General features: G+C 72.6%; 26 protein-coding genes. 6 read left to right on the top strand and 20 right to left on the bottom strand.

The window, feature by feature from the left end; all coding sequences use genetic code 11:
* The 4 genes from ABZ780_RS11335 (at position 1) to ABZ780_RS11350 (ending at position 5,062) form a co-directional block, all read left to right on the top strand.
* The gene (locus ABZ780_RS11335; protein ID WP_357485697.1) at positions 1-1,521 is read left to right on the top strand and encodes a YifB family Mg chelatase-like AAA ATPase; all 1,521 of its coding nucleotides are present in this window, start codon (positions 1-3) and stop codon (positions 1,519-1,521) included.
* Entirely contained in the window at positions 1,518-2,738 is a 1,221-nt protein-coding gene (gene dprA / locus ABZ780_RS11340; protein WP_357485698.1) for a DNA-processing protein DprA, read from the top strand. The genes ABZ780_RS11335 and dprA overlap by 4 nt, the downstream gene beginning before the upstream one ends.
* Before the next feature lie 126 nt (positions 2,739-2,864).
* Positions 2,865-3,836, top strand: a complete 972-nt coding sequence (locus tag ABZ780_RS11345) for a tyrosine recombinase XerC (protein WP_357485700.1) — start codon at positions 2,865-2,867, stop codon at positions 3,834-3,836.
* Positions 3,837-3,880: 44 nt separating this feature from the next.
* Complete coding sequence (locus ABZ780_RS11350) at positions 3,881-5,062, top strand: aminotransferase class V-fold PLP-dependent enzyme (protein ID WP_357485701.1); 1,182 nt, start codon at positions 3,881-3,883, stop codon at positions 5,060-5,062.
* A 6-nt stretch (positions 5,063-5,068) separates the two neighbouring features.
* On the opposite strand, the gene ABZ780_RS11355 is transcribed toward ABZ780_RS11350, so the two are convergent.
* Entirely contained in the window at positions 5,069-5,716 is a 648-nt protein-coding gene (locus ABZ780_RS11355; RefSeq protein ID WP_357485703.1) for a M23 family metallopeptidase, read from the bottom strand.
* A 193-nt stretch (positions 5,717-5,909) separates the two neighbouring features.
* Here ABZ780_RS11355 and ABZ780_RS11360 point away from each other — a divergent pair, with 193 nt between their 5' ends.
* Positions 5,910-7,037, top strand: coding sequence for a sulfite oxidase (locus ABZ780_RS11360; protein WP_357485704.1), 1,128 nt, complete (start codon positions 5,910-5,912; stop codon positions 7,035-7,037).
* A 57-nt stretch (positions 7,038-7,094) separates the two neighbouring features.
* Here the strand turns inward: ABZ780_RS11360 and ABZ780_RS11365 are convergent, their stop codons facing one another.
* The 12 genes from ABZ780_RS11365 to proS form a co-directional block, all read right to left on the bottom strand.
* Positions 7,095-7,418, bottom strand: a complete 324-nt coding sequence (locus ABZ780_RS11365; protein ID WP_007075222.1) for a DUF2469 domain-containing protein — start codon at positions 7,416-7,418, stop codon at positions 7,095-7,097.
* Positions 7,415-8,227 carry a ribonuclease HII gene (locus ABZ780_RS11370; protein ID WP_357485706.1) on the bottom strand — a complete coding sequence of 271 codons (813 nt, stop codon included), beginning with the start codon at positions 8,225-8,227 and terminating at the stop codon, positions 7,415-7,417. Before ABZ780_RS11370 ends, ABZ780_RS11365 begins: the two co-directional genes overlap by 4 nt.
* Positions 8,221-8,700 carry an NUDIX domain-containing protein gene (locus tag ABZ780_RS11375; RefSeq protein ID WP_357485707.1) on the bottom strand — a complete coding sequence of 160 codons (480 nt, stop codon included), beginning with the start codon at positions 8,698-8,700 and terminating at the stop codon, positions 8,221-8,223. The genes ABZ780_RS11370 and ABZ780_RS11375 overlap by 7 nt, the downstream gene beginning before the upstream one ends.
* Before the next feature lie 48 nt (positions 8,701-8,748).
* The gene (gene lepB, locus ABZ780_RS11380) at positions 8,749-9,384 is read right to left on the bottom strand and encodes a signal peptidase I (RefSeq protein WP_357011543.1); all 636 of its coding nucleotides are present in this window, start codon (positions 9,382-9,384) and stop codon (positions 8,749-8,751) included.
* 10 nt (positions 9,385-9,394) lie between these two features.
* Positions 9,395-10,264, bottom strand: a complete 870-nt coding sequence (lepB, locus tag ABZ780_RS11385) for a signal peptidase I (RefSeq protein ID WP_357485709.1) — start codon at positions 10,262-10,264, stop codon at positions 9,395-9,397.
* 181 nt (positions 10,265-10,445) lie between these two features.
* Positions 10,446-10,802: a 50S ribosomal protein L19 gene (rplS, locus tag ABZ780_RS11390; protein WP_238648843.1), complete on the bottom strand. Its 357-nt coding sequence runs from the start codon at positions 10,800-10,802 to the stop codon at positions 10,446-10,448.
* A gap of 143 nt (positions 10,803-10,945) precedes the next feature.
* Entirely contained in the window at positions 10,946-11,719 is a 774-nt protein-coding gene (gene trmD, locus ABZ780_RS11395) for a tRNA (guanosine(37)-N1)-methyltransferase TrmD (RefSeq protein WP_357485710.1), read from the bottom strand.
* A gap of 13 nt (positions 11,720-11,732) precedes the next feature.
* Positions 11,733-12,290 (bottom strand): ribosome maturation factor RimM, encoded by a 558-nt coding sequence (rimM, locus tag ABZ780_RS11400; protein ID WP_357485712.1) that lies wholly within the window; start codon positions 12,288-12,290, stop codon positions 11,733-11,735.
* Entirely contained in the window at positions 12,290-12,550 is a 261-nt protein-coding gene (locus tag ABZ780_RS11405; RefSeq protein WP_200212006.1) for an RNA-binding protein, read from the bottom strand. Before ABZ780_RS11405 ends, rimM begins: the two co-directional genes overlap by 1 nt.
* On the bottom strand, positions 12,525-13,016 hold the full coding sequence (gene rpsP / locus ABZ780_RS11410) for a 30S ribosomal protein S16 (protein ID WP_357485713.1): 492 nt from the start codon (positions 13,014-13,016) through the stop codon (positions 12,525-12,527). Before rpsP ends, ABZ780_RS11405 begins: the two co-directional genes overlap by 26 nt.
* Positions 13,017-13,257: 241 nt before the next feature.
* Positions 13,258-13,878, bottom strand: coding sequence for a DUF402 domain-containing protein (locus ABZ780_RS11415; RefSeq protein ID WP_357485714.1), 621 nt, complete (start codon positions 13,876-13,878; stop codon positions 13,258-13,260).
* A 49-nt stretch (positions 13,879-13,927) separates the two neighbouring features.
* Entirely contained in the window at positions 13,928-15,334 is a 1,407-nt protein-coding gene (gene proS / locus ABZ780_RS11420; protein WP_357485716.1) for a proline--tRNA ligase, read from the bottom strand.
* Positions 15,335-15,478: 144 nt separating this feature from the next.
* Here proS and ABZ780_RS11425 point away from each other — a divergent pair, with 144 nt between their 5' ends.
* Complete coding sequence (locus tag ABZ780_RS11425) at positions 15,479-16,081, top strand: TetR family transcriptional regulator (RefSeq protein WP_357011529.1); 603 nt, start codon at positions 15,479-15,481, stop codon at positions 16,079-16,081.
* A 134-nt stretch (positions 16,082-16,215) separates the two neighbouring features.
* Here ABZ780_RS11425 and ABZ780_RS11430 read toward each other — a convergent pair whose 3' ends face one another.
* The 7 genes from ABZ780_RS11430 to ftsY form a co-directional block, all read right to left on the bottom strand.
* Positions 16,216-17,295: an amidohydrolase family protein gene (locus tag ABZ780_RS11430; protein WP_357485717.1), complete on the bottom strand. Its 1,080-nt coding sequence runs from the start codon at positions 17,293-17,295 to the stop codon at positions 16,216-16,218.
* Positions 17,296-17,408: 113 nt separating this feature from the next.
* Positions 17,409-18,968 carry a signal recognition particle protein gene (gene ffh, locus ABZ780_RS11435; protein ID WP_357011525.1) on the bottom strand — a complete coding sequence of 520 codons (1,560 nt, stop codon included), beginning with the start codon at positions 18,966-18,968 and terminating at the stop codon, positions 17,409-17,411.
* 214 nt (positions 18,969-19,182) lie between these two features.
* The gene (locus ABZ780_RS11440) at positions 19,183-21,456 is read right to left on the bottom strand and encodes a [protein-PII] uridylyltransferase (RefSeq protein ID WP_357011523.1); all 2,274 of its coding nucleotides are present in this window, start codon (positions 21,454-21,456) and stop codon (positions 19,183-19,185) included.
* A gap of 16 nt (positions 21,457-21,472) precedes the next feature.
* Positions 21,473-21,811: a P-II family nitrogen regulator gene (locus ABZ780_RS11445; protein ID WP_007456507.1), complete on the bottom strand. Its 339-nt coding sequence runs from the start codon at positions 21,809-21,811 to the stop codon at positions 21,473-21,475.
* Between the two features lie 25 nt (positions 21,812-21,836).
* Entirely contained in the window at positions 21,837-23,249 is a 1,413-nt protein-coding gene (locus tag ABZ780_RS11450) for an ammonium transporter (RefSeq protein WP_357011521.1), read from the bottom strand.
* 277 nt (positions 23,250-23,526) lie between these two features.
* The gene (locus ABZ780_RS11455) at positions 23,527-24,390 is read right to left on the bottom strand and encodes an aminoglycoside phosphotransferase family protein (RefSeq protein WP_357011519.1); all 864 of its coding nucleotides are present in this window, start codon (positions 24,388-24,390) and stop codon (positions 23,527-23,529) included.
* A 6-nt stretch (positions 24,391-24,396) separates the two neighbouring features.
* Complete coding sequence (gene ftsY / locus ABZ780_RS11460; protein ID WP_357485719.1) at positions 24,397-25,587, bottom strand: signal recognition particle-docking protein FtsY; 1,191 nt, start codon at positions 25,585-25,587, stop codon at positions 24,397-24,399.
* Positions 25,588-25,590: the final 3 nt, after the last annotated feature.

The following is a 25,590-nucleotide window of genomic DNA, read 5'->3' on the forward strand; positions in this document are numbered from 1 at the left end:
GTGAGCTACGCGAAGGTGCTCTGCGTGGGGCTGGTCGGGGTCACCGGCCACCTCGTCGAGGTCGAGGTCGACCTGGCCGCCGGCCTGCCGGCTGTGGTGATCTCCGGGCTGCCGGACACCGCCCTGCACGAAGCCCGCGACCGGGTTCGCGCCGCTGTGGTCAACTCCGGCCAGCGCTGGCCGAACCGACGGATCACGCTGAACCTGCTGCCGGCCACGCTGCCGAAATTCGGCTCGGCGTTCGACCTGGCCATCGCCGCCGCTCTGCTGGGCGGCTCGGGTGAGCTGCCACTGCTGCCCCTGGAGGGGGTGGTGGTCCTCGGGGAGTTGGGGCTGGACGGGACGGTCCGGCCGGTGCGCGGGGTCCTGCCGATGGTCGCCGCCGCAGCCCAGGCCGGTGTCGGGCGGGTGATCGTGCCGGCCGGCAACGCCGCCGAGGCTTCGGTCATCCCCGGCGTACGGGTGCGGGCGGTGGACACCCTGCACCGGCTGGTCGCCTTCGTTCGCGACGGCAGTCCGCTGATCGAACCGCCGGCGGCCACCCCGGCACCGGCGGTCGACGGGCCGGACCTCGCCGACGTCGCCGGGCAGCAGATGGGCCGGCGCGCGTTGGAGGTCGCCGCCGCGGGCGGGCACCACGTGGCACTGCTCGGCCCTCCGGGCGCCGGCAAGACCATGCTCGCCGAACGGCTGCCGTCGATCCTGCCCGAGTTGGACGACGACGCGGCGCTGGAGGTCACGGCGCTGCACTCGGTCGCCGGGCTGCTGCCACCGGGCGGCCGGCTGCTGCGCCGCCCGCCGTTCCAGGCACCGCACCACACCGCGACCATCCCGGCGCTGGTCGGTGGCGGCTCGGGGCTGGCCCGACCCGGCGCGGTGTCACTGGCACACCGGGGTGTGCTCTTTCTGGATGAGGCTCCCGAGTTCAGCAAGGGCGCGCTGGAGGCGTTGCGTCAGCCCTTGGAGCAGGGCCGCATCCAACTGAGCCGCAGCGGGGGCGGCACGGTCTACCCGGCCCGGACGCAGTTGGTGCTGGCCGCCAACCCGTGCCCGTGTGCCCAGCCGGCCGGCGACGCGCACTGCGAGTGCAGCCCGCTGGTCCGCCGCCGCTACCTGGGCCGGCTGTCCGGGCCGCTGCTCGACCGCATCGACGTGCAGGTCCGGCTCATGCCGCTGCGGGCCGCGCAGCTGATGGCGTCCGAGGGTGACGCCGAGTCCTCGGCGACGGTCGCCGCCCGGGTGGCGGCGGCCCGGCAGGCGGCGGCCAAACGCTGGGCCGACATCGGGCGGCGCCTCAACGCCGAGGTGGACGGTCCGCACCTGCGCCGACCGCCGTGGCGGCTACCCGCCCAGGTCACCGCCGAACTGCGTGGCCGGCTCGACTCCGGCTCGCTGTCGGCGCGGGGCTTCGATCGGGTGATCCGAATGGCCTGGACCATCGCCGATCTGGATGGCAGGGACCGGCCGGACCGCGATGACGTGCGGGAGGCGATCCAACTACGGACGGGGGAGGCGGCGTGAGCGCCGACGATGAGGGCAGGCTGGCCCGGGTCGCACTGACCTGGTTGGCCGAACCGGGCACCCGCGTGGTGTACCAGTTGGTCGAACGGCTCGGCCCGGTGGCGACCCTGGATCTGCTGCTCGACGGCGGCAGCCCCGACGGCTGGTTGCACAGCACGGTGGCGGCCCGGTCGGCGGCAGGCGACGCGCGGGCGGTGGCGGCCGAGGCCCTGGACCGGGCGGACCGGCTCGGCGCTCGGCTGGTCACCCCGGACGACGAGGAGTGGCCGGCCAGGGTGGCCGACCTGGCCAACCTGCGCCTGCCGGAGGCCAGCCGCCGGGTGGACGCCGAGACCGCCCCGCCACTCTGCTTCTGGGTACGCGGAAGCTGGCCGTTGGGCGAGGCCCTGGACCGCTCGGTGGCCGTGGTCGGAGCACGCGCCGCCACCGGTTACGGCCTGCACGTCGCCACCGAACTGGGGTACGGGCTGGCGGAGCGGGACTGGACGGTCGTCTCCGGCGGCGCGTTCGGCATCGACGCGGCCGCCCACCGGGGCGCTCTCAACGCCGGCGGGCTGACCGTCGCGGTGCTGGCCTGCGGATTGGATCGGCCGTACCCGGTCGGCAACACCGCGCTCTTCGACCGGATCGCCGACACCGGGCTGCTGGTCAGCGAGTGGCCGCCCGGCGCCGAGCCGCTACGGCCCCGGTTCCTGATCCGCAATCGGGTCATCGCCGGGGGCACCGTCGGCACCGTGGTGGTGGAGGCGTCGGCGCGCAGCGGCGCGACGCAGACCGCCCGACGGGCCATCTACACCGGCCGGGTCGCGATGGTGGTCCCCGGGCCGGTGACCTCGGCGATGTCCGTCGGCGCGCACGAGTTGCTCCGCGAGCAGTCGAAGGCACGGCTGGTCACCGGTGTGGCACACGTACTCGAGGAGGTGGGCCGGATCGGCGCGGACCTCGCCCCGCTCGCCCGAGGCCCGCAGCGACCCGCCGACACCCTCGACGACGACGCACGAGCGCTACTGGAGGCGCTGCCCCGCCGGGGCGTACGGGATGTGGACGCGCTCGCCGCACGCGCCGGTGTCGACCTGCGGACCGCGTTGCGCAAACTGTCCCTGTTGGAGGAGTTGTCCATGGTGGTCCGTCGCGACGACGGCTATGCCCTCGTACCGTCCGCCCAGCCCGGGCGTCAAGCTGCGGCGAACACGGCAGAAGCATCCGGAGCAGAGTGAGTGGACGCCCGTTGCGACACCGGCGGCAGGAGACCCTCGCCCGTAGGCTGATGGCGTGCCAGCTGCCAACCCCGGTGCACGAGACGAACAACCGGCCCGCTCTGCGACGCCGTCGGCGTGGCGGCGATGAGCCGGTCCGCCCGGGGCACCCGGGTCACCCACCAGGAGCTGCCACCGGCGCTGCGCGACGCGGTCGACGACTTCGCCGACCACCTGTCCCGGGTCCGCAACCGCTCGACGCACACCGTCCGCGCGTACGTCACCGACCTGGTCTCACTGCTCGACCACGCCGTACGGATGGGGTGCGTCGACCTGGCCGAGCTGGACCTGTCGGTGTTGCGCAGCTGGTTGGCCCGCCAGCGCACCACCGGCGCCGCCCGCACCTCGCTGGCCCGTCGGGCGGCGTCGGCGCGGGCGTTCAGCGCCTGGGCGCACCGGGCCGGGTTGCTGAACGTCGACGTCGGCACCGGGTTGGCCAGCCCTCGCGCGCACCGGGAGCTACCCGCCGTCCTGCGCGCCGACCAGGCCGCCGCCCTGGTCGAGGCACCGGCCCGACGGATGCCACCCGACCCCGCCGCGACAACGGCGGCCGAGGCGGTGCCGCTGCGCGACCGGGTGCTGCTGGAACTGCTCTACGCCACCGGCGTGCGGATCAGCGAGGCCTGCGGCCTGGATGTCGGGGACGTCGACCACGGACGTCGGGTGATCCGGGTGTTCGGCAAGGGCGGGCGGGAGCGCTCGGTGCCGTACGGGGTTCCCGCCCAGCGAGCCCTCGACGACTGGTTGCGGCGGGGTCGCCCGGCACTGGTCGGCGACCACTCGGGGGACGCGCTGCTGCTCGGCGCCCGGGGTGGGCGGCTCAACCCGACGACCGCGCGGCAAATCGTCGGCGGGTACGCCGAGGCCGTCGGCCTTCCCAGGACCAGCCCGCACGGGCTGCGTCACTCCGCCGCCACCCACCTGTTGGAGGGCGGGGCGGACCTCCGGGCCGTTCAGGAGTTGCTCGGTCACTCGTCGCTGGCCAGCACCCAGATCTACACGCACGTCTCGGTGGAGCGGCTGCGGGCCGCGTACCGCCAGGCACACCCCCGCGCCTGATCAAGGAGCGGAGGGCGAGGGACCTCGGCGGTTACGATCATCGTGTGACCGTCCCGCAGCCCCCCGAGCCGATCCCGGGCGCCCGCCTGCTGTTCTCCCTCGACCCGGCGGTCAGTCACCTCAACCACGGCTCGTTCGGCGCGGTGCCGATCGGCGTACAGCGGGCCCAGCAGCGGCTGCGCGACGAGATGGAGTCCAACCCGCTGCGCTTCTTCACCCAGGGGCTCGTCGACCGGATCGCGCACACCCGCCGGCACCTCGCCGGTTTCCTGGGCGCCGACCCGGACGGCAGCGCCCTGGTCGGCAACACCACGACCGCCGTCGCCGTGGTGCTCCAGTCACTCGGCCTGCGAGCCGGCGACGAGGTGTTGAGCACCGATCACGGGTACGGCGCGGTGAGCCTGGCCATCCAGCGGGAGTGCCGCCGGACCGGAGCGGTCAGCCGGGTCCTGCCGATCCCGCTGGCCGCCACCGACGAGCAGATCGTGCAGACCATCCGCGCCGGTCTGCGGCCGGGGCGGACCCGGCTGCTCGTCGTCGACCAGCTCACCTCGGCCACCGCCCGGCTCTTTCCGACCGCCGCCATCGTCGGGGTGGCCCGGGAACACGGCGTGCCGGTCCTGGTGGACGCCGCGCACGCGCCGGGCATGCTGTCGACCCCGGTGGCCAGCGTCGGCGCCGACTTCTGGGCGGGCAACCTGCACAAGTGGGGGTACGCCCCGAGGGGCACCGCCGTGCTGGCGGTGGCGCCGCAGTGGCGGGACCGGATCGAACCGCTGGTGGTCTCCTGGGAGCAGGAGGCCGGCTTCCCGGCCCGCGTGGAGTGGCAGGCCACCCTCGACTACACGGCCTGGCTGGCCGCCCCGGCGGGGTTGTTCACACTGCGAAGCCTCGGCGTCGACCGGGTCCGTGAGCACAATGCCGCGCTCGCCGCGTACGGGCAGCGGGTGGTCGGTGACGCGCTCGGGGTGCCCCCCGCCCAACTGCCCGACCCGGGCGGGCCGGGGGTGGCCCTGCGTCTCATTCCCCTGCCGGCCGGCACGGCCACCACCATCGACGCGGCGCGGGCGCTACAGACGCGGATCGGTGAACGCCTCGCCACCGAGGTGGCGGTGATGAACTGGAGCGGACGGGGTTGGCTGCGGCTGACCGGTCAGGTCTACAACACCGCCGACGAGTACGAGCGGTTGGCCGTGCGGCTGCCGGCCCTGCTCGCCCAGCGCTGACCCCGCTCACCCGTCGACCGGGAGCAGGCGCACCGGACCCAGGCCGAGCAGTGCCAGGGGGTCGAGGTACTCGTCGCCGCGCCGCAGCCCCCAGTGCAGGCAGGCGTCGGCCGGGCAGCCCGGATGGCCGGGCAGCAACTCGCCCAGCGGCGTGCCAGCGGTGACCGGCTGGCCGGGGCGTACCGCCGGTTGGACCGGCTCGTGGGTGGTCCGCAGCCCGTCGGCGTGGCCCACGGTGACCACCGGTCGGCCGGCCACCACGCCGGCGAAGAGCACGGTGCCCGCCCCGGCACTGCGGATCACCGCGCCGGGCGGGGCCGCGAGGTCGACGCCCCGGTGCCCGGCCAGCCAGGGTCGGGGTGGCGGGTCGAAGAGGCGGACCGGGTGGGGCGGCCCGTCGACCGGCCACCGGAACCACCCCGGCCCGCGGTCGGCGGACGCCAGCACCCCGACCGGAACGGCCGGCATCGACCGCCCCGGCCCGGCGTCGGCGGACGCCAGCACCGCGACCGGGACGGCCGGTGTCGGCGGGCTGCCGGGCACCGCCGCGAGCAGCACCGCCAGGCCGCTGAGCTGGACGGCCAGGGCGAGCGGAAACGCGGCGCAGAGCAGCACGGTGTGGTGGATCGCGCGGGTAGGCGGTGGCAGTCGCATGACGGCAGCCTCGGGCCGGGCCGGGTTCGTCCGCCACCCCGCGGGACGAAGCTGTGGACAACCGACGGTCCTGTGGACGACCACCCGAAGCGACGAATGATCTGCTACACCAGCCCCGACTGGGCGAGCGTCCCGAAGGGCCTAGGCTGGGCCGGGTACGGCGGGGCGCCGCCGTACGGACCGGGGAGGCCGCATGACCACTGTCGATGACCGGACGCCGGCGGTGGCCGACGTGAGCGGGCCGTCCCGGCTCGCCGAGCCGGATGAGGCGATCAGCGCCGAGGAGTTGCAGCTCGCCACGCGCAACCACGGCATCCCGCTGGAGGCGCTGCGTTACGACGTCACGCCGGCCGGGTTGCACTACCTGCTGATCCACTACGACATCCCGGACGTGGACCCGGCGACACACGCGTTGACCGTCGGTGGCGCGGTCGACCGGCCGCTGACCGTCAGCCTGGCGGAGCTGCGCGAGCGGCCCCGGGTCACCCACCAGGTCGCCATGGAGTGCGCCGGCAACGGTCGGGCCCTGCTGCATCCCCGGCCGGTGAGCCAGCCCTGGCTGGTCGAGGCGGTCGGCAACGCCGAGTGGACCGGGACGCCGCTGGCGCCCCTGCTGCGCGAGGCGGGCCTCGGGCCGGACGCGGTCGACGTGATCTTCACCGGCGCCGATCACGGGGTCGAGCGCGGGGTGGAGCAGGACTTCCAGCGGGCGCTGCCGGTCGCCGACGCGCTGCGCGAGGAGGTGCTGCTGGCGTACGAGATGAACGGCTCTCCCCTGCTGCCGCAGCACGGCGCGCCGCTACGGCTGATCGTGCCGGGTTGGTACGGCATGGCGCACGTGAAGTGGCTCCGCTCGATCGAGGTCCGGACCGAGCCGTTCGAGGGCTACCAGAACGCGGTGGCCTACCGGGTCCGCCGCGACGCCGACGACCCGGGCGTGCCGGTCACCCGGATCGAGCCTCGCGCGCTGGTCCGCCCGCCCGGTTTCCCCGACTTCATGTCGCGCCGTCGGGTGGTGCGGCCGGGACCGTGCACCGTGGACGGTCGGGCCTGGTCGGGGCACGCGCCGGTGGTGTCGGTGGAGGTGACCGTCGACGGCGGGGCGAGCTGGGTGCCGGCCGAGCTGGACCCGGCGGCGGGCGGGGACTTCGCCTGGCGGCGGTGGCGGCACGAGTGGACGGCGACGCCCGGCCGGTACGTGCTCAGCGCGCGGGCGACCGACGCGTCGGGGCGTACCCAGCCGGTCGAGCAGCCGTGGAACCGTGGCGGTTTCGCCAACAACCTGGTGCAGCGCGTCGAGGTCGTGGTGCCGGCCGAGTGACCGGCTACGGCTGCGCCACGGGTGGGGGCCTGTGGCGCGGCCGGAACCCCGGGCGGGTCAGCCCCCGAAGCCGGAGTCGGCCGGCAGCGAGATGTCGGGCTTCTCCAGCTCTTCGACGTTGACGTCCTTGAAAGTCATCACTCGGACGTTCTTCACGAAGCGGGCAGGACGGTACATGTCCCACACCCAGGCGTCGTGCATCTCGACCTCGAAGTAGACCTCGCCGTCGGAGTTACGCACGTGCAGATCGACCTGGTTGGCCAGGTAGAACCGGCGCTCCGTCTCCACCACGTAGGAGAATTGGCGGACAATGTCGCGGTACTCCCGGTAGAGCTGCAGCTCCATCTCGGTCTCGTACTTTTCGAGATCTTCCGCGCTCATCGCACTCCGCCTTCCATGGCCACATCTTCCCCCACCGGCGCCGGAGGCCGAGGCTGCTCGCCCAACGCCACGCCGACGGTACCCCCTGACGCCCAGGAGCGCCCCATCGGCTCGTCCGAGGCCGGGCCGACGGGCCGCCGGGCGCGCGGCGGCCGGCCGTCGCGGCCGGAGACGGCGGCGACATTGACGTACGAGAACCGGTGCTCACGGCATGGTCCGTGCTCCCGCAGCGCCGCGCTGTGCTCCGGGGTGATGTAGCCCTTGTGCTCGGCGAAGCCGTACGCCGGGAACACCTCGTCCATCTCCACCATGATCCGGTCCCGGGTGACCTTGGCGAGCACGCTGGCCGCCGCCACACACGCCGCCACCCGGTCGCCCTTCCACACGGCCAGCCCCGGCACGCCCAGACCGTCCACGCCGAAGCCGTCGGTCAGCACGTAGTCGGGGCCGGTCGTGAGCAAGGCCAGCGCCCGGCGCATCGCCGCCAGGTTGCACACGTGCAGCCCTCGGGCGTCGACCTCCTCGGCCGGAATGATCACCACGGCGTACGCCAGGGCTCGGTCCACGACCTCGGCGTACACCCGCTCCCGGCTGGCCGGGGTGAGCAGCTTGGAATCGGCCAGTCCGTCGATCTCGCCGCGTCGCCCCTCGGGCAGCACCGCCGCGGCGGCCACCAGCGGGCCGGCGCAGGCCCCCCGCCCGGCCTCGTCGGCGCCGGCCACCTGCCGGAAGCCGCGCCGTTGCAGCGCCCGCTCCAGGGCGTAGAGGCCGGCCTCGCGGCGCACGACGGTACGCGGCGGGGTCAGCACGGCGTCTCCGCCCCGGAGGTGGAGGGCAGGACCCGGGTCAGCAACGCGGGCAGCTCGGAGGGGTAGAAGCGCTCGCCGCTGGCCGCGAGTTCGTCGGGAAGCCACCAGCGGTGATCGGAGATGCTGCGCTGCTCGATGTCGTCGAAGCCCGCGGTGTCCACCTGCCAGGACGGCACCCGGTACAGGAAGAAGTCCTGCTGCTGGCGGTACCAGGTGCCGTCGAACGGGAACTCGGTCGTGTCGGACCAGACCGGCTCGCCCAGGTCTGCCGGGGCGAGCCGCAACCCGGTCTCCTCGGCCAACTCCCGGGCCGCGCCGGCCGCCGGGGTCTCCTGTGGGGCCAACCCGCCGCCCGGGGTGAACCAGTAGCGGTGCCCGGGGCGGGCCGGGTCGAAGCCGTGAAAGAGCAGCACCCGGCCGGCCGCGTCGACGAGCAGCACGCGGGCCGCGCGTCGAGGGGTGTAGACGGTCACCGCCTCAGCCTGCCAGACGGGCGGCCGATCGCCCACGCCCGGTGCGGTCTACGGCTTGGGGATGCCGTCGTACTGGTCCGGCACCGTCAACCAGGTGGCCCGGTTGACCGGCCAGAACACGGTGAACGCCCGCCCGACCACGTCGTCCTCGGGGATGGTGGCCTCGGTGATGTCCTGCCCGGACTGCTGCCAGTGCTCCAGCGAGTCGCCCGAGGCCGAGCGGTGGTCGCCCATCACCCACAGCCGCCCCTCCGGCACGGTGATGTCGAACTCCTGGTCGGCCGGCTTGTCGCGGACCCCGTCGATCGAGAAAATGTACGGCTCGTCGAGCGCCTTGCCGTTGATGATCAACCGTTCCTGCGGGTCGCAGCAGACCACGTGGTCGCCGCCGACGCCGATCACCCGCTTGATGAAGTCCTCACCGTCGGGGTTGCCGCTCCACGCGGTGGGGGCCTTGAACACGACAACCTCGCCACGGTGCGGTGACCGGAAGTCGTAGACCAGCTTGTTGACCAGCACCCGGTCATCGATCTTGAGAGTGTTCTCCATGGACGGGGAGGGGATGAAGAAGGTCTGCAGCACAAAGGCGCGGACCAGCACCGCGACCAGGATCGCCACACCCAGCAGGATCGGCAGCTCCTTCCAGAAGGAGCTGCGGGGCTTGTCGGTCTGCTCGTCAATCACGCCAGGAAGCCTACGTTGCCCGACTGGACGTCATCGTCCGGAACGCGCGGGATCGCCCCAGCGCGGCCGCCAGCGGGAGGATCAGCAGCACACCGCCCTGCGGCGTAGGCCGGACCGGAGGCGCCCCGGTGGAGGCGGCGGAGGGCACGGACACGTCGTCGAAGGTCGACGGCACCGACAGCGCACTCCAACGGGAGGACGGCCAGACCACCATGAAGGCACGGCCGACGACGTTGTCGATCGGCACCGGGCCCTGGCAGCGCGCGTCCTGGGAGACCAGCCGGTGGTCACCCAGCACGAAGATCTGGCCGGGTGGTACGACCACCTCGTCGAAGCGCCGCGAGCGGCACTCCCCCGGGTTGGGTGGCAGATCCAGTGGGGAGTCCCGCAGCACGTACGGCTCGTTCAGCGGGGTGCCGTTGACGGTGACCCGGCCCTGGCTGTCGCAGCACGCGACCCGGTCGCCGGGCAGGCCGATGACGCGCTTGATGAAGTCCTTCTCGCCGGGGCGGCTCACCCCGACCAGGTCGCCGACCGTCCGGCTGATCCTTCCGACGACGCCCGGCGCCGGCTGCTCGTCGACCTGCGGCGCCCAGCGGTCGGTGCCCCGGAACACGACCACCTCGCCGCGCACCGGGTCACGCGTGTCGTAGACGACCTTGTTGACCAACACCCGGTCGCCGATCAGGAGGGTGTCCTCCATCGAGCCGGACGGGATGAAGAACGCCTGGAGCAGGAAGGTACGGATCAGCACCGCGAGGCAGAACGCCACGACCAGCAGCAGCGGAAGCTCCTGCCAGAGGGGCATCTGGCGGCGGCTACGGCGGGCTCGCCGACGCCACGGATCGACGGCGCCGTCCTCGTCAAGCGTCTGCACCACGCCACTCCCCGGTCCGCAGAAACACCACCGCCCGGGAGCCTCGTCGAGGCTCCACGGGCGGTTGTGGACGGCTGCCCGCCACGTGGGCGGGGCCGCCGCCTGACTGCGCCCGTACGACCAGGGTAGTGCTGTCCGGTCGGTACGGCATACGCGCAGTTCAGGCGGCGTGGTGAGCGGGAAGTCAGCTGGGCTGCTTCTCCCGCTTCTCCTTGATCTTGGCCTTCTTGCCGCGCAGCTCGCGCAGGTAGTAGAGCTTGGCGCGACGCACGGCACCGCGGGTCACGATCTCGATCCGGTCGATGCCCGGGCCGTTGATCGGGTAGGTCCGCTCGACGCCGACACCGAAGCTGATCTTGCGGACCGAGAAGGTCTCGCGCAGACCGTCACCCTGGCGGCGGATCACGACGCCCTGGAAGATCTGGACACGGGACCGGTTGCCCTCGACGACGCGGGCGTGCACCTTGACGGTGTCACCGGCCCGGAAGTCGGGAAGGTCGGTCCGCTTCGACTGGGCGTCAAGGGCGTCCAGGATGTTCATCGCTGCGTCCTCGTAAGGCTCACGGCGCACCGTCACTCGGTGCGCGGGTGGGTGATTCTGATCCCCGGGTGGTGGTCGGCGGGCCGACCCCGGTCGGTGATCCTCGTAGCCACCCGCGGGCGCGGACGGCTACGGCAACCCCCCTACTTTGCCACATCTCCCGGCGGGGGCTGAAATCCGGCCCGGTCCAGGGCCGCGATGTCCCGTTTGTCGAGACGATCGGCGGGCAGCGCGGCGAGCAGGTCCGGGCGCTGGGCGGCGGTCCGCAGCAGCCCCTCCTCGCGCCGCCAGCGCGCGATCTTGCCGTGGTCACCGGAGCGGAGGACCTCGGGCACGTCGTGCCCCCGCCAGCTCGGCGGCTTGGTGTAGATCGGCGCTTCCAGCAGCCCGTGGGCGTGCGACTCCTCGTCCAGCGAGCCGGCGTTGCCCAGCACCCCGGGCAGCAGTCGGGTGACCGCCTCCAGCATCACCAGGACCGCGACCTCGCCACCGAAGAGCACGTAGTCGCCGAGCGAGACCTCGGTGACCGGCATGCGGGTCGCGGCGTGCGCCAACACCCGCTGGTCGATCCCCTCGTACCGGCCGCAGGCGAAGAGCAGGTGCGACTCGGCGGCCAACTCGTACGCCATGGCCTGGGTGAACGGGACACCGGCCGGCGACGGCACCAGGAGCCGGGGCGGCGAGGCCCCGTCCGGCGCGAGGGCGTCCAGCGCCTCACCCCACGGCTCGGGACGCATCACCATTCCCGGCCCGCCGCCGTAGGGGGTGTCGTCCACCGTGCGGTGCACGTCGTGGGTCCAGGTCCGCAGGTCGTGCACGGCGAGCTGGAGTACGCCGTTGGCGCGGGCCCGCCCGATCAGGGACAGGTCCAGCGGGGCGAAATACTCAGGAAAGATCGACACGACGTCGACGCGCATGCGGGGTGGCCCTCTAGAGGTCGAGCAGGCCGGCTGGCGGGTCGACGATGACGCGTCCACCGGTCAGGTCGACCTCCGGCACGATCGCCAGGACGAACGGGATCAGCGCGGTACGCCCGTCGGGGCGCCGCAGCACCAGAAGGTCGGAGGACGGCGCGTGGTCGATGCGGACCACCTCGCCCAGCCGTTCACCGGCCGGCGTGACCGCCGCCAGCCCGACGAGCTGGTGGTCGTGGAACTCCTCCGGATCGTCCGGCGGGGCCACGTCGGCGCTGTCCACCACGAGCAGGGTGCCGCGCAGCGCCTCGGCGCCGTCGCGGTCCAGGACGCCGTCGAACGCGACAAGCATCCGACCCTGGTGGAAGCGCGCGGCCTCGATGGTCAACTTGGCGGGAACCCGGAACGGCACCCCGAGCCCGTCCGCCGACTCGGTCGGGGGTGTCGCCCCCGGCTCAGTGTTCATAACTGTGCCGGGGGCGAACCGTGCTTCGGGCTCGTCGGTCCGCACTTCCACGGTGACCTCACCGCGGACGCCGTGCGGCTTGCCGATCCTTCCGACGACGAGCTGCATCAGTACGAGTCGACGATGTCGACGCGTACCCCGCGCCCGCCGATGGAGCCGATCACCTGGCGCAGCGCCTTGGCGGTCCGGCCGGACCGCCCGATCACCGTGCCGAGGTCCTCGGGGTGGACGCGGACTTCGAGCCGCTTGCCCCGACGGGAATCGACCATCCGCACCCGGACGTCGTCCGGGTGCTCGACGATGCCCTTGACCAGGTGCTCCAACGCCGGACGCAGAGGCATGTCAGGCCTGCTCACCGGCGTCGGCAGTGGCAGCCGGGGCCTCGGCCGGAGCCTCGGCAGCCGGAGCCTCGGCAGCCGGAGCCTCGGCCTTCGGGGCCTCAGCAGCCTTGGCGGCCTTCTTGGCCGGCTTGGCCGGGGTCTCCGGGGCCAGCCCGGCGGCGGCCTTGGCCTCAGCCTCGTACGCCGCCTTGCGGTCGGCCTTCTCGGGGGCGACCAGGAGCGGCGGCGGGGCCGGCAGACCCTTGTACTTCTGCCAGTCACCGGTCAGCTCCAGCAGCCGCTGCACCGCCTCGCTCGGCTGGGCGCCGACGGACAGCCAGTACTGGACCCGCTCCGACTTGACCTCGATGATCGAAGGGTCTTCCTTGGGCTGGTAAACCCCGACGAACTCGATCGCCCGACCGTCACGCTTGGTGCGCGAGTCGGCGACGACGATGCGGTACTGCGGGTTGCGGATCTTGCCCATCCGCAGGAGCCGGATCTTTACGGCCACAGTTGTTTCGCTCCTGTTGCGATCTCACCAGCCCGTACGGGCGGTGTGCATGGGTGAGCGCCGACCGGACCCGTGGGGTTGGGCCGGAGACTACTCGGTGGACTAGCGACGTGCCCGGGTTAGAGGGCGCCGGACGCGCGCCGGATACCAGCGACCTATTCTGCCAGATCCGTCGCCGATCTCTCACACCGGACCCGGACACACCGCCCCGGGTCGCCCGACCGGTGACCAGGAACACCACTCAGCGCACCGGCTGGCGATCCCACCCCGGCGGAAGTTCGTCCGGTACGCCCCAGTCTGGCGGGGGTTCGAAGTCGCACCAGGTGCCGTCGAACGGGAACGCGCCAGCCTCGGCGAGCGCGATCACCCGTTCCCCCTCGGCGCGGACCGCCTTCTCGTCGCGTACCCAGTAGTCGTCGCCGAAGGCGAGCCGCTCGACGAACTCGTCCTCGTCCTTCCACTCCCAGCTGAGGTCCGGGCGCACCACCACGTCGAGGTCCTGGTCCACCACGTCGACGCCGGCCACCGAGCCGTCGTCCCAGCGCACGCCGGGCTCCTCCAGGTTGACGTACCAGTTGACGAACCGGCCGTGGGTGTCCCGGAACCACCAGACGGAGTGCGCCGCCCCGGTGGGCAGGAACTTCAGCAGCGGCGGGCCGTTCCAGCGGCCGTGCGCCAGCCGGTACGTCGACGAGATCCACTGGGCGAACGGCACCGCCCGCATGTTGAGCCCCGCCTCGGTGACCTCGTGGGCCACCGGGGAGTCCCGGGCGATCCAGACCAGCAGGCCCCGCTCGTCGTCGCTGACCACCCGGCCCGGCCGGACCCATCCGATCCGGCCGTGCCGCACGTTGCGATGCATGATCAGCCGGCCCGGCGCGAACCGGTCGGCTGGGCCGCCCGGGCGCACCTCAGTAGGCGCGGGCGAGGATCGCGACCAGGTCGGGCTCGTCCTCCGAGTCCGGTACCGAGCCGTCGGCGCGCACCAGACAGCGCACCGTGACGCCCTGCCCGTTGGCCTCGGCCTCGCCGGCCACACCGACCGCAGACCACGGCACCCGGGCCCAGCCGTTCGCGGCGGCCTCGATCGCCTCGGCCAGAGTGGCCACCTCGACGGTGCGCGACTCGCGGTTGGCCAGCGCCTGGTCGTGCAGCACCTGCTGGTCGGCCTCCAGCGCGGCCAGCACCGCGCCGACCACGTCGGCCACCGGCGTCGGCGACTTCGACCCGTCGGTACGGCGCACCACCGTCGCGTTGCCCACCGCCAGGTCCCGGGGGCCGACCTCGACGCGTACCGGATAGCCCCGCAGCTCGGCGTCGACGGCCCGGCGGCCGAACGCGGTGTCGGTCCGGTCGTCGAGCGCGACCCGGACACCGGCGTCGCGCAGGCCGTCGCGCAGCTTGGCCGCCGCCTCGGCGACGCCCTCGCCATCCTTGACGATCATGACGTACGCCTGGATCGGGGCCAGCCTCGGAGGCACCCGCAGACCGTTGTCGTCGCCGTGGGCCATGATCAGGCCGCCGAGCATCCGCGTCGACGTGCCCCACGAGGTCGTCCAGACGTGCTCGCGGCCACCCTCCTTGGCGGAGTAGCTGATGTCGAACGCCTTGGCGAAGTTCTGGCCCAGCTCGTGGCTGGTGCCCAACTGAAGCGCCTTGCCGTCGCCCATCATGCCTTCGCAGGTGTACGTCGCCGTCGCGCCGGCAAACCGCTCCCGGGTGGTCTTCAGACCCACCACCACCGGGATGGCGAGCACGTTGACCATCAGGTCCTCGTACGCCTCGTGCAGGATCCGCCGCGCGTACGCCCGAGCGTCCTCGCGGGTGGCGTGCGCGGTGTGCCCCTCCTGCCACAGGAACTCGCTGGTACGCAGGAAGATCCGCGGGCGCAGCTCCCACCGGACCACGTTCGCCCACTGGTTGAGCAGCAGCGGCAGGTCCCGGTACGAGTCGATCCACTTGGCCATGAACTCGCCGATGACCGTCTCGCTGGTGGGGCGCACCACCACCGGCTCGGCGAGCTGCTTGCCGCCACCGTGGGTGACCACCGCCAGCTCCGGCGAGAAGCCCTCGACGTGCTCGGCCTCACGCTTGAGGTAGCTCTCGGGGATGAAGAGCGGGAAGTACGCGTTCTCCGCGCCGGCCGCCTTGATCCGGGCGTCCATCTCGGCCTGCATACGCTCCCAGATGGCGTAGCCGGCCGGTCGGATGACCATGGTCCCTCGGACCGGGCCGTTGTCGGCCAGCTTCGCCTTGGCGATCAGGTCCTGGTACCAGCGGGGGAAGTCCTCCGCGCGGGGAGTGAGCACGCGTGCCATGACCACAGATCCTATGCGCCGTGCGGGGCACCACCGCGCCCGGGAGGCACTCCGCCGCGCCGATCAGCGCCGCGCGCCCGCCCACCACCGCCGCGACGGCGGCCCTGGGCTGATGGGAGGGCGCGATCGTAGACTTCGATCACCATGACTGAATCGACGCACCCGCCGCGGCAGCGACTGCGGGACACGATCGTGGACGCGGCCCGCTCGCGGACCATCGCCTCCGGCTGGGACGCGGTACGGATGGGCGGCGTGGCCACCGCGGCCGGGGTGAGCCGGCAGACCGTCTACAACGAGTTCGGCAGCAAGGCCGGGCTGGCCGAGGCGCTCGCCCGGCGTGAGGTGGACCGGTTCGTCGGCGATGTGCGGGCCGCGCTGGTGGCGCACGGCTCCGACGTCCAGGCCGGCGCGTACGCGGCGATCGCGCACACCCTCGCCACGGCGGCGGACAACCCGCTGGTCAAGGCGATCCTGACCAGTGCCCGGGGCGGCTCGGACGAGCTGCTGCCCTACCTGACCACCCGGGCCGAGGTGGTGCTCAGCGAGGCGTCCGGCGCGCTGATCGAGTGGGCCGACGTCCAACTGCCCGGCGCGGACCGGGCGGCGCTGACCTTCGCCGCCGACACGATCGTCCGGCTCGTGGTGAGCCACATCGTGCTTCCCCGCTCCCCGATCGACCAGACCGCCTCGGCCCTGACCGACCTGGCCGTACGCCTCTTCAGCGCCGCGATCCGCCCGACCCGCTGACCGATGCCCCGCCCGCGTCCGCGCGCCCCAAGATCGCGCTTCTTCGTGGATGTAGTGGCATCCCAACAACAGCGAAGCCACTACATCCAGGATCGAGCACGATCTTGCGGTGGTGGGCGCGCGTCCGCGTGGCGTCAGCGGATGACGCGTCCGCGCAGGATCGTGCGGGACGGTGACCGGACGACGCGCAGGTCGCGGCGGGGGTCCTCGGGGTAGACGGTCAGGTCCGCGAGGCCGCCCTCGACCAGGCCGGGGAAGCCGAGCCACTCCCGGGCGCCCCAGGAGGCGGCGGCGAGCACATCGGTCGCCGACATTCCGGCCTGCTCGTGCAGCAGCAGCATCTCCTCTGCGGCGAGCCCGTGGTCGATGCCGCCGCCGGCGTCGGTGCCCACGTAGATCGGCACGCCCGACTCGTGTGCCGCCCGCACCACCTCGGGAAAGCGGTCGCGCAACGCGAGCATGTGCTCGGCGTACCGGGGGAACTTGGCCTGCGCCTGTTCGGCGATGCCCCCGAAGGTGGCAATGTTGATCATCGTCGGGACCAGGGCGGTGCCCTGGCGGGCCATCTCGTCGATCAGGTCGAGGCTCAGCCCGGTGCCGTGCTCGACCGAGTCCACCCCGGCCCGCACCATGATCTCCACAGCGGACTCGGAGAAGGTGTGCACCGCGGCGCGTACCCCGGCGTCGTGCGCGGCCCGCACGGCGGCGGTGAGGGCGTCGGCGTCCCAGGCCGGCGCCAGGTCACCCACGCCACGGTCGATCCAGTCGCCGACCAGCTTGACCCAGCCGTTGCCGGCCCGCGCCTGCGCGGCCACCGTCGCGGCCACCTCGGCCGCGCCGACCTCCACGCCGATGTCGCGCAGGTAGCGCTTGGGGGGCGCGACGTGCCGGCCCGCGCGGGCCAGTCGCGGCAGGTCCGGCTCGTCGTCCAACTCGGCGTACGGGTACGGCGAACCGGCGTCGCGGATCGCCAGCACCCCGGCGTCCCGGTCGGTACGGGCCAGTGTGCGGGCCTGGTCGAGGGAGGTGATCGGGGTGCCGCCACGGGCGATGCCGAGGTGACAGTGCGCGTCGACCAGGCCCGGCAAGACGAAGCCGCCGTCGACGACCGTCTCTGCCCCCGGCACCGGGGTGAAGGTCACCCGGTCGTCGACCAGCCAGAGATCGCGAACCTCGTCGTCGGGGAGCAGGACACCGCGCACATGGAGAGCCATGTGCACAGTCCTACCCGATCACTCGCCGTCGGGGGCGAGCAGGTCGTTCTTGCGCAAGGTCAGGGCCGGCAGATCCACGGAGACCAGCAACGTCGCGCCGTCACCGACACGCGTCAGCGTGGGCCCTTGTCGCCACCCTTGCCGAGCTTGTTGAAGTCGATCTTCGGCAGCTTGAAACCGGGCGGCAGGCCCTGGCCACCAGCGAGATCGTTCGGGTCCATCCCCGGCGGGAGCTGCGGCATGCCACCCGGGAAGCCGCCCGGCATCCCGGCGCCGGCCCCGGTGCGCGGACGACCGCCGCCCTTCGTGCCCTTGCGCTTGTTCTTCGGCGACTTGGTCGCCTTGCGCCGGCCGCCGCCGGGCAGGCCCATCATGCCGCCCATCTGCTTCATCATCTTCTGCGCGTCGGCGAAGCGGTTGAGCAGCTGGTTGACGTCCATCACGGTGACCCCGGAGCCGTTGGCGATGCGCGCCCGGCGGGAGCCGTTGATGATCTTCGGGTTGGTCCGCTCGCCCGGGGTCATCGACCGGATGATCGCGGTGACCCGGTCGAAGTGGCTGTCGTCCAGCTCGGCGAGCTGGTCCTTCATCTGCCCCATGCCCGGCATCATGGCCAGCACGTTGGCGATCGGCCCCATCCGCCGCACCGCGATGAGCTGGTCGAGGAAGTCGTCCAGGGTGAACTGCTCACCGCCCATCAGCTTGGCGGTCATCTTCTCCTTCTGATCGGAGTCGAAGGCCTGCTCGGCCTGCTCGATCAGAGTGAGGACGTCGCCCATGCCAAGGATCCGGCTGGCCATCCGGTCGGGGTGGAAGACGTCGAAGTCCTCCAACTTCTCGCCGGTGGAGGCGAAGAGGATCGGCTGCCCGGTGACCTCGCGCACGGACAGCGCGGCACCACCACGGGCGTCACCGTCGAGCTTGGACAGCACCACGCCGGTGATGCCGACGCCGTCGCGGAAGGCCTCGGCGGTGCGGACGGCATCCTGACCGACCATCGCGTCGATGACGAAGATGACCTCGTCCGGCTGGACCGCGTCACGGATGTCGGCGGCCTGCTGCATCATCTCGGCGTCGATGCCGAGTCGGCCGGCGGTGTCGACGATGACGATGTCGCGGGCCGCCCGCTTCGCGTGCTCGATCGAGGCGCGGGCCACCTGCACGGGGTCACCGGTGCCGTTGCCGGGCTCCGGGGCGTACACCTCGACGCCGGCCCGGCCACCGAGCACCTGGAGCTGCCCGACGGCGTTGGGACGCTGGAGGTCGGCGGCGACGAGCAGCGGCTGGTGCCCCTGGCTCTTGAGCCAGCGGGCCAGCTTGCCGGCCAGGGTGGTCTTACCGGAACCCTGGAGGCCGGCCAGCATGATCACCGTCGGTGGCTGCTTGGCGAACTGGAGCCGTCGCCCCTCGCCGCCGAGCACGTTGATCAGCTCTTCGTTAACGATCTTGATGATCTGCTGGGCCGGGTTCAGCGCCTGGGAGACCTCGGAGCTGCGGGCACGCTCCTTGACGGCCGCGATGAAACCCTTGACCACCGGCAGCGCGACGTCCGCCTCCAGCAGCGCGAGGCGGATCTCGCGGGCGGTGGCGTCGATGTCGGCGTCGGTGAGCCGCCCCTTGCCGCGGAGCTTGGTGAAGATCCCGGACAGGCGGTCACTCAAGGTGTCAAACACGCGAACATCCCGTTTGTCAGTGTTTCGGCGGGCACAACCCGGCCGGCACTGCGGAGTCCGGCCACCGCTAGGGTAACCGGCCCACCGCAGGGCCGCTGTCGCCCGGCCCGGCCCGCGTTCCGGGCCGCAACCCAGAGATCAGACCCAACGGGTACGCGAGGATGACGACCTGGCCCACTACCGGGCTCCCAGTTGCCCAACGGGCGTGCGGGAGCTAGACGGCGGCCAGGACCGCGGCCTCCAGGCGGGCGCGAGTGGCGTCGTCCGGCCAGCCGCCGACCAGGTAGAAGGCGTCCACGACGTCGGCGCCGAGGGTGGAGATGCGGGCGGCGCGGACCAGGGCGCCCGCCTCGTCGAGCGCGCAGGTGACCCGGTAGAGCAGCCCGGCGGCGTCGGCCGCGCGGAGTTCGAGCAGCACGGCGTCGGTGGCCGCCTCGCGGTGCCAGACGACCCGGGGCGCCGCGCCGCCGCCCCGGGCGGTGAGCGCACGGCTGCGCAGCCGCTGGGTGACCGACACGTCGCCGGCGACCGCTCGGCGAAGGTCGGCGCGCAGCGGGACCGGATCGGCCGGCAGTCCGTACCGGGGTTGCACCCGGCACTCGACAAGGGCCCGGCCGTCGACCACGGAGGCGTCCGCGGAGATCACTTCCAGCCGGTGCAGGGCCAGGCAACCGGCCACCGTGGCGAGCAGGCCACGCCGGTCGGCCGCGGCCACCGCCACGCGGTCACCGGTCAGGTGTACGACCGGCAGCGGCCCGGCCAGCAGCGCCGGGTCCGGGGCGGGCGGTTCGGGCAGCACACCGGTGTCCAGTGCGGTGCGGACCCGGGCGACCAGTTCGGCGACCAGCCTGCCCTTCCAGTCCGACCAGGCGGCCGGGCCGGTGGCCGCCGCGTCCGCGCGGACCAGCGCGTGCAGCAGGTCGAGTGTGCCGGTGTCGCCCACCGCCGCGACCACCGACGCGATGGTGACCGGGTCGGCGAGGTCCCGGCGGGTGGCCACGTCGGGCAGCAGCAGATGCAGCCGGACCATCCTGCCGATCAGCTCGACCTCCGGGGCGGGCAGACCGATCCTGGTCGCCACCGCCTCGGCGAGCGGCACGCCGACGGTGCTGTGATCGCCGGGTAGGCCCTTGCCGATGTCGTGCAGCAGGGCGCCCAGCAGCAGCAGGTCGGGGCGCTCCACCTCGCGGGCGTGGCGGCTGGCCTCGTGGGCGGTCTGCACGAGGTGCCGGTCGAGGGTGTAGCGGTGCACCGGGTTGTGCTGGGGCAGGCTGCGCAAGCGGGTCCACTCGGGCAGCCAGCCGTCGACCAACCCGTACCGGTCGCAGGTCTCCCAGGCCGGCACCAGGCCGGGGCCGGCGCCGAGCAGGGTGGTCAGCGCGGCCCGGGCCTCGGCCGGCCACGGCGCGGGCAACGGCGGGCAGTACGCGGCCAGCCACTCGCAGGTCGCCCGGGCGATCGGCAGCCGGGTCGCGGCCGCCGCGGCGGCCACCCGCAGTGACAGGCTCGGGTCGGGGCGTGCGCCGATCGCCGTGCGGGCCAGCACCAACTCGCCGTCGTGCTCGACCACGTCGCGGGCCACCGGGCGGCGGACGGGCCGACCGTTCCCGCTTCGGGACCGGCCGGAGCGCAGCCGGTCGGCGGCACGGAACGCGTCGTCCAGGGCGTGACTGACCGTGCGGGCGTCCCCGGCGACGCGCCGCAGGAGGGCGTCGCCGTCGTCGAGTGCGAGAAGTGCGGCAACGCCGTCGCGTTCCTGGGCGACCAGCCGGTCGACCCGGCGGCCGACCTGCTGGTGCAGGGCGTCCCGGGTGTCCAGCAGGCGCAGGTGGGCGGCGCGTACGGCCGGGCGCAGCGCGTCGGTGATGCCGGCGGCCGAGATGGCCCGCAGCAGCCCCACGTCGCGCAGACCTCCGGCGGCCTCCTTGAGGTCACCCTCAAGGAGGAAGGCCAACTCGCCGTGGGCCTGCCAGCGGGCGGCGGTGACCTCCCGCAGTCCCGCCAGTTGGCGGACGGCGGTGCGCCGCCAGTGGTCGGCGGCGGTGCGGATCAGCGCGTCGGCCAGCGTCGGGTCGCCGGCCACCAGCCGGGCGTCGAGCAGCCCGAGTGCGACCTTGACGTCGTCCTGGGCCACCGAGAGAGCTTCGGAGACGGTACGCACCGAGTGGTCCAACCGCAGGCCGGCGTCCCAGATCGGGTACCAGACCGAGGCGGCCAACTCGTCCGTGCCAGGCACACCGGCGTGCAGCAGAACCAGGTCGAGGTCGCCGAACGGGGCGCACTGCCGCCGGCCCAGCCCACCCACGGCGATCAACGCGACCCCCTCCCGCGCGGGCAGCAACCCGCGCAGGAAGTCGTCGTAGGCCGCCGCCCGCGCCTGCCGCGCCGGCTCGCCGATTCCCCCCGGCACGCCGACGACCTCGTTGATCAAGAGGTTCGCGTCGCCGGTGTGCCCTGCTGACGCGTTCCCCTTGATCAACGAGGTCATGTCGGTCGCTTCCGGATCAGAGGGCGTCGAGGCCGCGCTCGCCGGTACGCACCCGGACGACCTCCTCGACACCGGTGACCCAGACCTTGCCATCGCCGATCTTGCCCGTACGGGCCGCCCCGACGATCGCGTCCACGATCTTTTCCACGTCGATCTCGTCGGTGAGCACCTCGACCCGGATCTTGGGCAGGAACTCGACCGTGTACTCGGCACCCCGGTAGACCTCGGTGTGCCCCTTCTGCCGTCCGTACCCCTGCACTTCGCTGACGGTCAACCCGGCCACCCCGAGGGCGTGCAGAGCTTCCTTCACCGCGTCCAGTTGGTACGGCTTGATGACCGCGGTCACCAGCTTCATGTCCAACCCCTCCATCCCAGGAACGTTAACCGGCGACCTTCGCGCTGACCGGCTCGGCGGAGTCCGCCTCCGGCGTGGCACCGCTCGTCGCGCCGCCACCAGGGGTACCGATGCCGGCCATCGCGAACGCGCTGCCCGTGCCGCCGCCGCTCGGAGACAGGTCGTAACCGCTCTCGGCGTGCTCGGCGATGTCGATGCCGTCGACCTCGGCCTCACCCGTGACGCGGAAGCCGATCGTCTTCTCGATGGCGAAGGCCAGCACCCAGGCGACGGCGAACGACCAGACGGTGACGATCAGACCGGCGAGGGCCTGCCGTCCGAGCTGGGTCACGCCGCCGCCGTAGAACAGGCCGTCGGAGGCACCCACCACGTCGGTGATCGCGGAGTTGACCGAGTTGGTGGCGAACAGGCCCAGCCAGAGCGAGCCGATCCAGCCGCCGACGAAGTGCACGCCGACCACGTCGAGGGAGTCGTCGTAGCCGAGCTTGTACTTGAGGCTGACGGCGACCGCGCACACCGCTCCGGCGACGATGCCGAGCAGGACGGCCGCCCAGGGGGCGATGAAACCGCAGGCCGGGGTGATGGCGACCAGGCCGGCCACCGCACCCGAGGAGGCACCGACCATGGTCGGCTTCCGGTCCTTGATCCACTCGACCACGATCCAGCCGAGCACCGCCGCCGCCGTGGCGAGCTGGGTGTTGATGAAGGCGAGCGCGGCGACCGAGTCGACGGTCAGCTCGGAGCCGGCGTTGAACCCGAACCACCCGAACCACAGCAGACCCGCGCCGAGCGCGACCAGCGGGATGTTGTGCGGCTTCATGCCCTCACGCGGCCAGCCGAGCCGCTTGCCGAGCACCAGCGCCACGGCCAGGGCCGCCGCACCGGCGTTGATGTGCACCGCGGTGCCACCCGCGAAGTCCAGCGCGTGGATGTCACCGCCGATGATCCCGCCGCCCCACACCCAGTGGGCGACCGGGAAGTAGACCAGGGTGGCCCAGCCGAAGGCGAACAGCAGCCAGCCGGCGAACTTGGCCCGGTCGGCGATGGCACCGCTGATCAGCGCGACGGTGATCACCGCGAAGACCATCTGGAAGGCCATGAACACGTAGAGCGGAACCCCGATGCCGCTGGGGTTGTCGGCCGTGGCACCCCACAGGTCGGTCTCGGCGAGGAAGGTCTTGGTGCCGAGGTACGCGCTCGGGTCGCCCCAGAAACCGTTCACGTCGGCCCCGAAGGCGACGCTGAAACCGTAGAACCACCACAGAATAGAGATGAGCCCGATGGCGGAGAAGCTCATCATCATCATGTTGAGTACGCCCTTGGCCCGGTTGAGGCCGCCATAGAACAGCGCCAGTCCGGGGGTCATGAGCAGCACGAGCGCGGTCGAAACCAGCAGCCAAACAGTATTGGCGCCGTCGATCGTCGGTGCTTCAGGCACGCTGGCCTCCTAAAGGGTGAAGTCCTCCTTCGCGGCTTTCCGGGGCAGCGTCGCCCGTAGGCCGGTTGCGCGGAAGCTTCGCGGCCGGCTGTTTCGCCCAAGGTCCCGTGCGGGTTTCCGTTTCGTGACGGGTTGTTTCGTACGTGTCACGAAGTCCGCACAGTCGGCTGGATGGACGGTGGTGGATCATCCGGACGACGCACGTCGATGACTGACCGGCCCATACACATCGACCGGCACACCCACCGGGGCCGTCCGGGCATCGACCGGCAGGCGTTCAGCGGAGCGCGTTCTCCAGGGCGTGCCGCTCGTAGTCGAGCAGCCGCAGGTCGCGCATCGGCCGGCGCAGGTGCCCCTTGTGCACGATCCGCACGAATGCCGGCTCACCGGCGGCGGCCATCCGGCGGATGCCCTCGACGTGGTCCACGATCCGCTTGCGGATGGTCCGGATCAGCCGGTGCCGGTCGCGGGGGATCAGCCCGTACGCGTCGGCGAAGAGCCGCAGCCGGCGCGGCCGGTCCGGACGCTTCCAGCCCAGCGTGATCGAGTCCCGGTCCGCGAAGATCGGAACCCAGGTCCACGCCGCGTACGCCACGTCGTAGATCCGGGCGCCGGGTGAGGCGAGGTCGAAGTCGATCAGCCCGAGCGTGCCGTCCGGTCGCCAGATCACGTTGTGCGGCGCGGCGTCGTGGTGACAGATCACCTCGGTGTCCGGCGGTGGGGGGCCGAACGAGCGCCAGACCGCCGTCGGTGGCGGGGTGAAGCCGTACTGCGCGTCGTGGAACATCCGCAGCATGGTGGCGACCGTGACCAGCGCCTCGTCGGTGACCCAGTGCGGGGCCAGCGGATACTCTCCGCACTCCCCCTCCAGGTACGACAGCACCTCGCGGTTGCGTTCGTCCATGCCGAGCGCCCGGGGCGCGCCGGTGAACCCGACGTACTCCAGGTGCCGCAGCAGGGCGTGCACGGACGGGGTCCACGGCCCGGCATTGCGGCGGACCGTGTCCCCGACCCGGACCACGGTGCTCACGTTCCCGCCGTGCAGCGGGATCTCCTGCGAAGTCACGTACGGTCTCCCGAGGCGCTGCGAGGGGTGGCCGGGATCACGCCAGCCCGCGTACGCGCGATCGTCAGTGGTCACCCGAGACTACGCGTCCCGTCCGGCCGGCTCGGTCCCCAGCAACGCGTCGACGAACTGCGCCGGGTCGAACGGCGCGAGATCGTCCTTGCCTTCGCCGAGCCCGACGAGCTTCACCGGGATGCCGAGTTTGCGTTGCACGGCGATCACGATGCCGCCCTTCGCGGTGCCGTCGAGCTTGGTCAGCACCACGCCTGTCACGTTGACCACCTCGGTGAAGACCCGGGCCTGTTCCAGACCGTTCTGGCCGGTTGTGGCGTCGAGGATGAGCAGTGTCTCGTCGATCGGGCCCTGCTTCTCGACCACCCGCTTGACCTTGCCCAGCTCGTCCATGAGGCCGACCTTGTTCTGCAGCCGGCCGGCGGTGTCGATGAGCACGGTGTCCACGCCGGTGTCGGTGCCCCGGCGGACCGCGTCGAAGGCGACGCTGGCCGGGTCGGCGGCCTCCGGGCCACGGACGGTCTCCGCGCCGACCCGCTCGCCCCAGGTCTGCAACTGGTCGGCCGCGGCGGCTCGGAAGGTGTCGGCCGCGCCGAGCAGCACGGTTCGGCCGTCGGCGACCAGCACCCGGGCGATCTTGCCGCAGGTGGTGGTCTTGCCGGCGCCGTTGACGCCGACGACCAGCACGACCGCCGGTACGCCGTCCTTCGGGGCGGTCCGCAGCGACCTGTCCATCTCCGGGTCGAGGGCGTTGACCAGCTCGGCGGCGAGCAGTGCGCGCAGCTCGGAGGCCGAACGAGTGCCCAGCACCCGGGTCCGCTCACGCAGCCGGTCGACGATGTCGCGGGTCGCGTCGACGCCGACGTCGGCGGTGATCAGGCTGTCCTCGATCTCCTCCCACACGTCCTCGTCGAGGTGGTCGCGGGCGAGCAGGCCGAGCAGGCCCTTGCCGAAGACGTTCTGCGACCGGGACAGCCGCGAGCGGAGCCGGACCAGCCGTCCGGCGGTCGGCTCGGGCACCTCCACGGTGGGCGCGGGCGCCTCGATCACCGGCGGCGGCTCGACCAGGACGCCGGTGGACAGATCGGACTCCGGTGCCTCGACCGGCGGGCCGGCGAGATCCTCCTCGGCGCGGGTGTCGACCTCGGTGCGCGGCAGCGGGGGCTCGGGCCGCCGCCGCAACCGGGGCACGACCAGCCCGACTGTGCCGGCGATCAGCACACCGAGCAGGACCAGAGCGAGGACGAGATATTCGGCCATGCC

This window comes from Micromonospora sp. NPDC047467 (genome assembly GCF_040643095.1).
GTDB lineage: Bacteria > Actinomycetota > Actinomycetes > Mycobacteriales > Micromonosporaceae > Micromonospora.